At 38.5% G+C, this 13551-nt stretch carries 7 protein-coding genes and 1 pseudogene; 2 read left to right on the top strand and 6 right to left on the bottom strand.

What is annotated here, in order from left to right:
- Positions 1–219: 219 nt before the first annotated feature.
- Entirely contained in the window at positions 220–1755 is a 1536-nt protein-coding gene (locus tag DV942_RS03680; RefSeq protein WP_145855352.1) for an IS1182 family transposase, read from the top strand.
- Positions 1756–2368: 613 nt separating this feature from the next.
- Here the strand turns inward: DV942_RS03680 and asnS are convergent.
- From asnS to lpdA, 6 genes and pseudogenes are all read right to left on the bottom strand, one after another.
- Positions 2369–3816: pseudogene (asnS, locus tag DV942_RS03675) on the bottom strand (asparagine--tRNA ligase).
- An 810-nt stretch (positions 3817–4626) separates the two neighbouring features.
- Entirely contained in the window at positions 4627–5154 is a 528-nt protein-coding gene (locus DV942_RS03670; RefSeq protein WP_145855364.1) for a ferritin, read from the bottom strand.
- An 834-nt stretch (positions 5155–5988) separates the two neighbouring features.
- Positions 5989–6348: a hypothetical protein gene (locus tag DV942_RS03665; RefSeq protein ID WP_145855362.1), complete on the bottom strand. Its 360-nt coding sequence runs from the start codon at positions 6346–6348 to the stop codon at positions 5989–5991.
- A gap of 260 nt (positions 6349–6608) precedes the next feature.
- Positions 6609–7166 carry a GNAT family N-acetyltransferase gene (locus DV942_RS03660; RefSeq protein ID WP_145855360.1) on the bottom strand — a complete coding sequence of 186 codons (558 nt, stop codon included), beginning with the start codon at positions 7164–7166 and terminating at the stop codon, positions 6609–6611.
- Positions 7166–8005, bottom strand: coding sequence for an MBL fold metallo-hydrolase (locus tag DV942_RS03655; RefSeq protein ID WP_145855358.1), 840 nt, complete (start codon positions 8003–8005; stop codon positions 7166–7168). The genes DV942_RS03660 and DV942_RS03655 overlap by 1 nt, the downstream gene beginning before the upstream one ends.
- Before the next feature lie 162 nt (positions 8006–8167).
- Complete coding sequence (lpdA, locus tag DV942_RS03650; RefSeq protein WP_145855356.1) at positions 8168–9556, bottom strand: dihydrolipoyl dehydrogenase; 1389 nt, start codon at positions 9554–9556, stop codon at positions 8168–8170.
- A 692-nt stretch (positions 9557–10248) separates the two neighbouring features.
- On the opposite strand from lpdA, the gene DV942_RS03645 reads away from it, so the two are divergent.
- The gene (locus tag DV942_RS03645) at positions 10249–13392 is read left to right on the top strand and encodes a TonB-dependent receptor (RefSeq protein WP_145855353.1); all 3144 of its coding nucleotides are present in this window, start codon (positions 10249–10251) and stop codon (positions 13390–13392) included.
- Positions 13393–13551 lie beyond the last annotated feature (159 nt).

The following is a 13551-nucleotide window of genomic DNA, read 5'->3' as shown; positions in this document are numbered from 1 at the left end:
TGCGGGCTTTCGCGCCATCCGATGGTTATCGGATCAGGTTTAGGTGGCCAAAACAGGGAAAGAATCAATGTTAAAATCACCAAACGTTCCTACGGAACGAAAACGAGGCTGTCTCAAAAAGGCAGCCTCTTTTGTTTGGATAAAAAGTACACTTTTTGTCGGTTAATCTTGCTTTATTGAATTGAATTTCAGATATTTATATATAAATAATTGAGATTTATGGCTGTCCAAAAACCTGTTTTCAAGCCTTATTACCAGGGCCAGATCATGGCTATTCCGCCCACGCTTGATGAGCTCGTGGCGAAAGGCCATCCTGTCCGGATTGTAGACGACGTCATCAACCGGATCAATATCCAGGGGCTTTTAAATGCTTACAAGATTAAGGGTGCTTCAAGCTATCATCCACAAATGCTGTTGAAGGTTCTGGTATATGGCTATCTAAGCAATGTATACAGCAGCAGAAAGCTGGAGGTGGCCTGCAGGGAGAACATCAACTTTATGTGGCTGAGCGGGATGAGCTATCCCGACCACAATACCATCAACCGTTTCCGTGGCGCCCGCCTTAAGGAAAGCCTTCGCAGCGTATTCGAGGAGGTGGTAAAACTGTTGGCTGCCGAAGGCCTGTTGAGCATTGAAGAAGTTTATACCGACGGCACCAAGATAGAGGCCAATGCCAATAAATACACTTTTGTATGGAAAAAGGCCATCCAGACCAATAAGGAAAAGATGAAGAAAGCCCTGGGTGAAATCTGGCAATATGCCCAGAGCGTTGCCAAGATGGAAGACGGCTTGCCCGAACCACCGGATTTTACCGATATTGATACCCAAAAGGTACAGCAGACGGTGGATACGCTCAATGCGGTATTGTCAGAAAAACCCGGTCTGGACAAAAAGGTCAAAGCGAAGCTGAAATATGTAACCAGGGAATATCCGGAAAAGATGGCAGAATATGAACGTAAAGAAGAAATACTGGGGAACCGGAACAGCTTTAGCAAAACCGATGAGGATGCGACCTTCATGCGCATGAAGGAAGACCACATGCGCAACGGACAGCTCAAACCAGGTTACAACGTACAGATATCAACCTCCAACCAGTTCATCGTAAACTATACCATTCACCCCAATCCCACTGATACCACCACTTTAAAGGAACATCTTGAACAGCATGAGGCCAGTTTTGGCAGAACCCTGAAAACCCTTACCGCAGATGCAGGCTACGGAAGCGAGGAGAATTATGAGCTGTTGGAAGCGAACGGGATTGAAGCCTATGTAAAATATGGCATGTTCGATAAAGAGCAGAGTGAAGCCCACAACAAAAAAAAACCATTTGCCCGGGACAGGTTATTCTACAATCAGGAGCAGGACTGTTATATATGTCCGATGGGCCAAAAAATGCATTATATCGGAGACAGCACGAGAAAAACAAGTACCGGTTTTGAGCAGACCAGCAAAAGGTACCAGGCAAAGAACTGCGTTGCCTGCCCACTCAACGGTGCCTGCCACAAATCCCAGGGAGATAGGATCATAGAGGTCAACGAGAACCTAAAGCGGCATAAAGCAAAAGCATACCGGCTACTCAACAGTGACAAGGGAATCGGGAAACGAAAGCAGAGGTGTCATGATGTAGAACCAGTCTTCGGGAATATTAAGCAGAACCACGGGTTCCGCCGCTTCATGCTCCGGGGCAAGGAAAAAGTGGCAATAGAATGGGGATTACTGGCAATCGCACAGAATATCAGAAAAAAAGCAGCATAAAAGGCTCGCTTTTGATGTTTTTTAACAAATTGATAGCTCAATAAACATTTCTAGCCAGCAATGAACAAATAACACACAGAATTATTTAAACACAAAAAAAAGCTGTCTCGTGTATTTTGAGACAGCCTCTACCGATGAATCGTCCCGCTGGGACGGCTTTGAAATAAATTTTTCCAAAGGTATATTATTGAGGTATGCATAAATGTTCTTTACTTTGAGAAGGTATTTTTATTGAATAAAAATCAATTTAAATGACAGTGAGGTTTCGGAAACAAATCTCCCCGAGAGATCGTCATTGCGAGAAGGCTTTTTCAGCCGACGAAGCAATCTTTGTAGCAAGGACCACTAACAGCATAGATTACTTTCTTGAAACTTCCGGATTCTACTTCGCAATAACGACCTTTTTGAAGTCTGTCAATGGTAGTTCAGTTCAAGATCTTTATGGTAAGGTAAATACTGAAACAAGTGCAATATGATTGAATTCACTACCTCTTATTGCAATCAAAATAATGCATTAATAAAAAAGAAGTCAAGTTTTTAAAACTTAACTTCTTTGATAATAGCCTATTTGTTCTTCCCTAAACCCTAAACCCTAAACCCTAAACCCTAAACCCTAAAACTCTGCGTTTTTCGGGAATCTTGGGAAAGCAATTACGTCGCGGATGTTGGTCATTCCGGTTACGAACAATACCAAACGTTCAAAGCCTAAACCGAAACCCGCGTGTGGTGCGGACCCGAAACGACGGGTATCTAAGTACCACCACAATTCATCCTGCGGAATATTTAAAGCTTCCATGCGTTGCGTTAAGCGGTCTAAACGCTCTTCACGTTGCGATCCGCCGATCATTTCGCCAATGCCAGGGAATAAGATATCCATTGCGGCAACCGTTTGTCTGCCTTCGGCATCCGGTTCATTCTGGCGCATGTAGAAAGATTTAATATCGGCAGGATAATCGGTTAAGATTACCGGTTTTTTAAAGTGTTTTTCTACCAGGTAACGTTCGTGCTCGCTTTGTAAATCAGCTCCCCACTCATCAATCAGGTATTTAAACTGTTTCTTCTGGTTTGGTTTAGAGGATTTTAAAATCCTGATGGCTTCTGTATAGGTTAAACGTTCAAAATCATTTGCCAGGCAGAAATCAAGTTTTTCTAGTAAACCCAATTCACTGCGCTCGTTTTGCGGTTTTTGTTTATCTTCTTCAGCTAAACGGTTATTTAAAAATTCTAATTCCTCTTTGCAGTGATCCAAAGCATATTTTATGACATACTTCATCATGTCTTCTGCAAGCTGCATATTGTCTTCTAGGTCGGCAAAAGCAAATTCGGGCTCAATCATCCAGAATTCGGCCAAATGGCGTGTGGTATTTGAGTTTTCGGCCCTGAAAGTCGGACCAAACGTATAAATTTTACCAAAAGCCATGGCAGCCAATTCGCCCTCTAACTGACCTGATACGGTTAAGTTGGTGGCGCGGGCAAAGAAATCCTGCGAGAAATCTACTTTGCCATCTTCAGTACGGGCGGGCTATCGAAATCAAGAGTGGTTACTTTAAACATTTCGCCTGCGCCTTCGGCATCACTGGCTGTAATTACCGGCGTGTGCATGTACACAAAGCCACGTTCGTTGTAAAACTGGTGGATGGCAAAAGCCAAAGCATGGCGCACCTTAAAAACGGCATTGAAGGTGTTGGTGCGGAAACGCAGGTGTGCAATTTCACGTAAAAACTCTAAACTGTGTTTTTTAGGCTGTAAAGGAAATTTTTCAGGATCGCTATCGCCAAGGATTTCTACATTGGTGGCTTTAATCTCAACCGTTTGACCTTTACCAAGCGATTCGATCAATTTGCCTGTTGCAGAAATGGCTGCGCCGGTTGTGATTCTTTTCAAGAGCTCATCAGGTAGATTATTAAAATCGATCACTACCTGGATATTGCCCATGCAAGATCCATCATTTAAGGCAATAAACTGATTATTACGGAAAGTTCTTACCCATCCCATAACCGTTACTTCTGTGTCAAATGCTGTCGACTTTAATAAATCTTTAATTTGCTGTCTCTTAATCATATTGTTATTTGTGAAAGGCGCAAATTTAGAAAAAAAACTGGTATCGGTTAGCGGTTTGCGGTTTTCGGTTTGCAGTTTTTTTAAAGTGATTTGATATCTTCCTTAAATGTTTTTTTTCTGACAGCTTGTTAATATTGTGATGTTATCTGGTGACTTCATCGGTTTTTGATGAGATGGCCTCATAAACTTTGTAAGTTATTATTCTTTTTGACTTTATTTCCTGGATAATTCATTATTATGGAGTGTTTAAATTTAATTATCCGATTAATTTCTGTTTTTTATTGTTGAAATATTGTTCTTATGTGTTAATTTTTAGATTATATTTCATTTTTATAGGCGTAAATATCTTTTTATTAAGTTTTTGTTGGATTATTTTTTAATTTTTTAATAAAAACACTTGTTTTTGTGATTGAATTTTGTACTTTTGTAATGCTCGTTAATTATTATTATATATTTGGTTTAAAAAAAGCGCTGGCAACGGCGCTTTTTTTATAAAAACTTCAAGACTTATTCATAATCAACATAAACCAAACAACCTAAAACCAAGAAAGCTCCGGAAAACCGGGGCTTTTCTTTTTTATTGGATTATCATCCCGGCGGAAAATAGGTGAAATGGGGGCTCAAGGAAAAGTCGTCATTGCGAGAAGGCTTTTTCAGCCGATGAAGCAACCTTATAACTATGGATTTTAGCGATCGTTGTAAGATTGCTTCGTCGTTCCTCCTCGCAATGACGATCCTTCACAGGGATTCTAAGTGCAAAAAAAAAGCTACCCTTTTCAGGATAGCTCTTCAATATATGTTTTGTTGTTGTTATTCTTCTGAGTAAGAAATTTTGTTCACGTGTTTATCAATTTCCCATCTTCCGGTACCTTCTTCGCCAATTACCTCGAACAATTCTAAGGCCCTGCGTGCTTTGTATTCTTCTTCACGTTGCTCTTTCAGGAACCAGTTCAAAAATTCCATAGTTACGAAATCCTGTTCTTTGTGGCATCTGGCTGCAATGTTTTTGAAACTTTGGGTAATTGCGATTTCTGCCTCCAAAGCATCTTCAAAAACTTCCCTGAAACTTGCGAATTCTGTTTTGATTCCGATAACTTCCGGCGAGATGGCGTTTCCACCCATATCCAATACATATTTGAATAATTTAAGCTGGTGGACCCTTTCTTCTTCAGATTGCTTTAGAAAATAATCTGCTGAATAATCGAAGCCATTTTGATCGCACCAGGATGACATGGATAAATATAGTGATGAAGAGTGAGCTTCTTTTTTGATTTGCTGATTTAATAATGTTTCGATATCCTGAGATATTAAACATTTGATACGCATTAGATCTTTCATGTTTCTGTACTTTAATAACAATACAAATGTAAACCGAATTTGTTCTGGATACGAATTTATTTACAATATGAAATTAGTCTAAATTGCTGATAATTAATTATTTGTAATCAGTTTAAATAAGGAGGGTGGGTGATGTAAGATGTAAAATGGAGGATGGAAAATGGATGGATAACGCCAAACGGATAGGGGTTGAGGATCAGTGGGATAATGATTGGTTTTCAGTTGGCAGTTTCCAGTTTCCAGTTGGCAGTTTGCAATTTTCAGTTGACAGTTTCCAGTTGTCAGTTTTCGGTTACCAGTTTTCAGTTTCCTGTGCAATCGTCATCCTGAGGGATAATTTATGATATAAAAATCAATATGATTGACGTTTTTTCCTTCGCACAATTCTTGCCTCGGCTCACCGCCGCCGAAGGGCTCTTACTTTTTGGCATCAAAAAGTAACAAAAAGTGCCGGCTGAAAATTTTTCTTTCAAAGCCAGTGTTATGGCTAGAGCAGTGCAGTCCGAAAAATTTATTAGGCTGGTTTTAAGTAGAACGGTGATACGGTGCTATGGCCTAGCTATACGGAAATGCATGATGCCGCATTCTGCTCATTAATAGGTAATTACAAAATAACGTCAATGGTAGTTGGTCTCAGGATCTTTTCAGACAGATACTTAAATAAGTTCAGTATGGCGGATTGAGTTGATTTGTAACTTCTATGTTAGCAGTTTTCAGTTGGCAGTTTTCATGTAATAGTCATCCTGAGTTTATCTTAGGATCTTGTTAGATAGATACTGAAACAAGTTTACTATGACGTATTGAGTTGCCAATGGTCAATGAACCAACAATAAACTAGTAAACCAATCTGTAAAGGCAGTCGCTAATGATATGGTTAAGCTTAAACATGGTAAAGGTGCCTTGCAGTAAATCTTTTAACGCAATGATTTCGAGGGCACTTAATAAATAGATATGTTCGCAGCCGTTAAAGGTAACCAATTCAAAATCTGCTTTTTGAGTATTTAAAAGGAGTGCTTCAACATCAATCTGTTCTACAACAGCTTTTAATTTTTGAAGCGTAAGGCAATTGTAGCGTGCAAACTTTCCCCCAAAATCTACATAGAAGCAATTTAACTTATCTGACTGATAAATTGATCCATGGGTATTTGAGAATACGTTAACGAGCTGATTAATATCTACACAAGCTTTTTCCATCGGTTACAAAAATTGACATTATTTAGATTAAATACAAATAAATTGTGAAAAAAAGTTTAGCGTTTGGCGGATGGCGTTTAGGTATGGTGGGAAGGAAGGAAGGAAGGAAGGAAGGAAGGCGGTTTTAATACTTGAGAAAAGTCGTCATGATAAGCGGGTTTTCAGCCTGCGAAACAATTCTACTACGATCGCTAGGCGCGTACACTTAAAAATTGCTTCGTTGCACGAAAACGGCGATTTCTGATGTAATTTACTTTTTGCTATTTAACCTTAAATACCATATGGTGGTAGCTGCCGCCCATAAACTCCTTTTCATTTTGGATTTTAAAGCCCATTTGCTGGTAGAGCTTCAAGGCCCGCGCATTATTTTGCTCAACTAATAGGCCAATCGTTTGATGCCCCGATTGTTTTCCCCAGGCCAGGCCTGCTTTAATTAATTGTTTGCCTATGCCTTTGCCCTGGGCACTGGCATTTACACTGATGCTGTCGAGATAAAACTCTCCACTTTGAGTCTCTGCATCCAGGTGATTATCCGTTATATCAGGCTGACCCAGATAAATTAAAAATGGCTTTCTGAGTTCAAGTAGCTTTGCTCCATCATAAGCAGTTAATGAGCCGAGTACTTTATCGGCTTCTTCAAAAACCAAGGTGTTTTCGTAGCTGTACTGATTGCCTGATTGTTGAAAAAAATGTTCAAAGATGCGGTTAATGGTGCTCTGATCCTGAGTTTGGGTTAGCTTTGGCGCAAGCTCAGCCATGGCTTGAAGTAAAAGCGGTACCACTTGCGTTGCATCTTCTGGTTTGGCGCGCCTGATCATTAAATGTCACTTAAGTTAAAGGTTTCTGCTACGCGTATTCCTTTTTCGGTACGTTGTAAGGTGCAGCACTCGTTAATGGGATCGTGCTCCAGGAATAGGATATAATTGTTTTCTACCGCTTCTTCCAAAAAGGCTTGTTTTTCAGTTAATGTTTTTAAAGGAAACATATCGTATGCCATTACATAGGGCAGGGGCAGATGACCTACCGAAGGTAATAAATCAGCCATATATACAATAGTTTTGCCCTTGTAGCTTATTTTTGGCAGCATCATGGCGTCGGTATGGCCGTAAGCAAAACTAATGTTGATGTCCTTTTGCCATTCTATATTTTCCCGTTCAACAACGAAGTTAAGCTGTCCGCCTTCCTGTATGGGTAAGATGTTTTCTTTTAAAAATGAGGCTTTTTCCCTTGCGTTGGGTTCAACTGCCCATTTCCAGTGCTTTTCGTTGCTCCAATATCTGGCATTTTTAAAAGCTGGTATCAATTTTTCACCTGCTCTTATAATTGCCCCGCCAACATGGTCAAAGTGAAGGTGGGTAAGGAAAACATCGGTAATATCTGTTGTTCCGAAACCCAACTGTGTCAGTGATTTTTCCAGGGAATCGTTTCCATGCAGGTAATAATGGCTAAAAAATTTCTCGTCCTGTTTATTTCCGATCCCGGTATCAACTAAAATCAGTTGATTGCCTTCTTCTATCAGTAAGCAGCGCATGGCCCAGGTGCAAAGATTGTTTGCATCAGCAGGATTGGTTTTTTGCCAGATGGCTTTAGGTACGACACCGAACATGGCGCCACCATCTAACTTAAATAAACCAGTATTTATGGTGTGAAGTTTCATTTTTTTAGTATCAAGTATTTAGTACCGGGTATCAAGATGCTATTGGTAAATATCAAGATCGGATTGGCTAAAAATAAGAAAACCCTTTAGGATTAACTAAAGGGTTTTTATATATTTCGACTGAAGACTTCGGACTATAGACTCCGGACTTCAGACTTTAGACTATAAGTGGATCACTTCTCCGTAGGCATCAGCAGCAGCTTCCATAATGGCTTCGCTCATGGTTGGGTGAGGGTGAACAGATTTGATCATTTCGTGTCCGGTAGTTTCCAGTTTGCGTGCTACCACAATTTCGGCAATCATTTCGGTAACGTTGGCACCAATCATGTGCGCGCCTAATAACTCTCCGTATTTGGCGTCGAAAATTAATTTGATAAAACCATCTTTGGCACCTGCAGCACTGGCCTTGCCTGATGCCGAAAACGGAAATTTACCGATTTTCAGTTCATAACCTGCTGCCTTAGCTGCTTTTTCGGTATATCCTACTGAAGCAATTTCAGGGGTGCAATAAGTACATCCAGGGATATTGTTGTAATCTAACGGTTCCACATGCTGACCAGCAATTTTCTCTACGCAGATAATGCCTTCTGCAGAAGCTACGTGTGCTAAAGCTTGTCCGCCAACTACGTCACCAATCGCATAATAACCTTTTACCGAAGTATTGTAAAACTCATCGGTAACGATTTTGCCTTTTTCGGTTTTGATACCTACTTCTTCCAGGCCGATATTTTCGATATTGGCTACAATCCCAGCTGCCGAAAGCACGATATCAGCTTCGATGGTTTGCATGCCTGAAGCTGTTTTAACCGAAACTTTGCATCCTGCCCCGCTGGTATCAACAGATTCCACACTTGCCGAGGTCATTACATCGATACCGGTTTTCTTTAAGCTACGTAGCAATTGTTTTGAAACGTCTTCGTCTTCCACAGGAACCACGTTTTCCATAAACTCCACAATGGTTACTTTAGTGCCCATGGTAGCATAGAAATAAGCAAACTCTACACCGATGGCGCCAGAACCTACCACTACCATGCTTTTTGGTAATTCAGGGAGTACCATGGCTTGGCGGTAACCGATAATTTTTTTGCCATCCTGTTTCAGGTTAGGTAATTCTCTTGAACGGGCACCTGTAGCAATGATGATATTTTTTGCATTCAGTTCTTTTTGAGAACCATCAGCTCCTCTAACTTCTAATTTGTTTCCTGGTTTTACTTTACCAGTTCCCATAATCACGTCAATTTTATTTTTTTTCATTAAAAATTGAACGCCTTTACTCATGCCATCGGCCACACCACGGCTGCGTTTTACCACAGCAGCAAAATCTGCAGTAGCACCTGCAGTAGTAATTCCGTAATCAGCAGCATGATTAATATATTCGAAAACCTGAGCACTTTTCAAAAGCGCTTTAGTAGGGATACAGCCCCAGTTTAAACAAATACCACCTAATGATTCACGCTCAACAATGGCTACTTTTAGTCCCAATTGAGAAGCTCTGATTGCAGCTACATAACCACCAGGGCCGCTGCCTAAAACAATAACGTCGTAATTCATCTGTTTTTTCTATTTTGTTATTTATCCTTCAGACGGGAGTTTGCCGGGATATAATGGATATTAATTTGGCCTGTGCTTCCGATCCGTTTAAAGATATTTGTTTCTTAATGTTCAGTTTTTATAATGTGTATAGTTAAGAGGTCTGTTTCAACTTGATAATCGGGCTTTAAACTTTAACATTGCCAAAAATTGAATGAGGGTACTCCGTTAACCATCGTCCAAAACTAAAAAAAAAATGTCAATTGACTAAGCCAATATTCAGATAGTAGTTAAAATTTACAATGGTTGAATATTGTTAGCCTCATTCTCTTTAAAAACGAAAGACATAATCGCCCTGATTTACAAAATTATATTTGGGTAGTTGAATAAAAAGTTGAATAATAGCCATGTTATTGCTTAAAAAATAATTGTTGGTATGTATTATTAGAAAAATACCAATGTTAATTTAATTTTTATGTCGAAATATTAAGCAACTATTGGTTTTGTTGTTAAAAATTTAGTTTTCCAATCAATATATTGATAAACTGAAAGTTGTAATGGCTATCATATATGTTAAATGTTGAAAAATTATGACCGACTTAATAATTATTTAACATTGAATGTTAAAATCTGTTAAATTTTATTAGGACATTTGCAGCTATAAAATCCCTTTGAATTATCATTAATAACAAAAAACATTTAAAAATCAAAGTATGAAGAAATCTTTACTTTTAAGATTAGTACTGGTTATTGTTGCATTTGTAGGTATTGCTTTTGGTGCAAACGCACAGGTGACTACATCATCAATGACCGGAACAATTAAAGATGCCAAAGGCGCCCTGCCTGGTGCAAGTGTTAAAGCAACACATACCCCAACCGGGACTGTTTATACTGTGTCAACTAATAATGATGGCAGATTCAGCATGGCAAACATGAGAGTTGGTGGGCCTTACACAGTGGAAATTAGTTTTGTTGGTTACAACCCAGAGAAAATTACTGGAATTCAATTGAAGTTGGGTGAGCCATTTGCGTTAAACTTAGTGTTAAGCGATAATAGTAACGTTTTGCAGGAAGTTAATGTATCTGGTAAAAAAGATCCTCTTTTAAATAGTAAAAGAACTGGTGCCGCTACAACAGTATCAAAAGAGCAAATTCAAAATTTACCAAGTTTAAGTAGAAGCATTAATGATTTCACAAGACTTACGCCGCAAGCAAATGGAAACTCTTTTGCAGGTTCTAATAGTAAATATAATAGCTTGACTATTGACGGTGCAGTTAATAATGACGTTTTTGGATTAACAAGTTCTGGTCTACCTGGTGGACAGGCTAATACACAGCCAATCTCATTAGATGCAATTCAAGAGATTCAAGTTGTATTAGCGCCGTACGATATTACTTACGGTAATTTTACTGGAGGTGGTATTAATGCCGTTACAAGATCAGGTTCTAATACTGTAGAAGGTTCAGCATGGTTTTATGGTAGAAATGAAAAGTTAGTAGGTAAAAGTTTCTTAGGTGAAAAGGCGACAAGTTTTTATAACACGAATTATGGTTTGAGAGTAGGTGCTCCTATTATTAAAGATAAGTTGTTTTTATTTGTAACGGGTGAGCAGACAAGAATTAAAACTCCAACATTGAATAATGCCGGCGATGCTGTATCGGTAATCAGCACTGCGGATGCGCAAACTTTGGCTAACTACGTTAGTTCAAAATATGGTTATGATATAGGTTCGGCTGCAGAAATTCCAGCCAAGACTCAAAGTGATAAAATCTTTGCACGTTTAGATTGGAATATTAGTAGTAAACATCAATTAACATTACGCCATAATTACATCAAAGCATTTGATGATAATATTAGTAGAAGTTCTACAGCATTTCGTTTTGAAAATAATGCTTATAAATTTAACAATAACCAAAACGTAAGTGTGTTGGAGCTAAGGTCTCAGTTTAATTCAAACCTTTCTAATAATTTAATTATAGGTTATTCTAGAGTTAGAGATAGCCGTCAAACCGCAGGATCACTATTTCCTCAGGTTGAGATTCAGAACTGGGGAGGAATTTCTGGTAGAACCGTTACATTTGGATCTGAAAGAAGTTCAACTAAAAATGAGTTAGACCAAGATATCGTTGAATTTACTGATAATTTGAAGTTGCTGGTTGGAAATCACACTTTCACATTGGGAACACACAATGAGTTTTTTAAATTCAGAAACTTATTTGTAAGTAATTATAACGGAAGATATCGTTTTACCTCTTTACAGAATTTCTATGATAATAAACCTAATAATATTGATATTACTTATCCTGCTGTAGCTGGTACTTTACCTGCAGCTCAATTTAAGGCAGCTCAATTAGGTTTCTATTTTCAAGATGAGATTCAGGTTGATCAAAGTTTTAGAATGACTGCGGGCTTACGTGTTGATGTTCCTATTTTTAACGATAAGCCAGCAAATAATGCAGCTGTTGCTGCATCTTTCCCTGGCTTTGGCACTAGTAATATTCCAAGTGGCCAGGTATTGGTTTCGCCACGTATTGGATTTAATTGGGATCTAACAGGAAATCGTTCAATTCAACTAAGAGGTGGTTCTGGACTATTCACAGGAAGAGTACCATTTGTATGGATGTCTAACCAATATGGAAATACGGGCTTGGATTATAAAACAATTTCATTGTCTAGTGCTACTGCGAATAATACTGGATTCCAGCCTGACGTTACAAAGCAATCAACCGTTGGAACAGCAGGAAATACCTATGCTGTTAACTTGATGAGTCCTAATTTTAGATTACCGCAAGTATTTCGGAGTAATTTAGCTTTAGATATGAAATTGCCTGCGGGTGTTGTAGCAACTTTAGAAGGAATTTATAGTAAAACTGTAAATAATATATTATATAAAGATATAAATGTTAAACCGTCTACAACTTCTTTAAATCCAATCATATCAGGTGGTGCTGACACACGTCCTTTCTATGGTTCAAAAGTTAGTAGTACTTATACGGGAGCGTACTTGCTTGATAACACTAGTAAAGGAGATTCTTATAGCTTGACAGCTCAATTGCAAAAATCTTTTGATAATGGATTATTCGCAAGTACTGCATACACATATGGTAAATCTAAAGATGTTAACTCAGGTGCAAGCAGTGTTGCACTTTCAAACTGGGAATTTGTTCAAGTTGTTCGAAATGCAAATGATCCAGAATTAGTTTATTCGAATTTTGATATCCGTCACAGAATAATTGGTACTTTAGGATATACTTTAAATTATGGTAAAAATAAAGCAAGTGGAACAACGGTATCTTTGTTTTATGTAGGTAATTCAGGTTCACCTTTTACCTATCTTTATAATGGAGATTTAAATGGTGACGGAGCATTTTCAAATGATTTATTGTATGTGCCTCGTAACCAGTCTGAAATAAGAATAATAAATAATTTAACTGTAGGTACAGGAACAGCAGCAAGAGTTTATACACCTGCTCAGCAATGGGCTGCTTTAGATGCATTTATTAATAATGATCCTTACTTAAGTAAATTAAGAGGTCAATACACACAAAGAAATGGAGCGAGATTACCTTGGCAACATCAGTTTGATTTCAGAATTATGCAAGATATCGGTACAATGATCGGTTCAAGTAAAAACCGTCTGCAACTGTCTTTCGATATCATTAACGTAGGTAATTTATTAAATAAAAATTGGGGAAGGCAATACTTTATTACTAACCAAGCTTATCAGCTAATTAGCTATAGCAGCTCAAATAATGGAAGTTTTACTTTCTCACCTGAAACTCCTTCAAATATTTTGTCAGAATCATTTTCTTCAAGATGGCAAGGACAAGTTGGTGTTAGGTATTTGTTTAACTAATGCATAAAAGATTATAAAAGATAAGCCCCGATCAAACGATCGGGGCTTTTTTTATTGCTAATAATTGGTCTGGATAGAGGGTTATAAATCTACAGTATATTGTTTACGTTAGTGCAAAGTTCGCCATATATATTCCAATAATACCTACGGAAAAGACTT

Origin of the sequence: Pedobacter suwonensis (assembly GCF_007833675.1) — a bacterium.
GTDB classification, from domain to species: Bacteria; Bacteroidota; Bacteroidia; order Sphingobacteriales; family Sphingobacteriaceae; genus Pedobacter; species Pedobacter suwonensis.
This window is presented reverse-complemented; position numbering and strand designations above follow the sequence as displayed.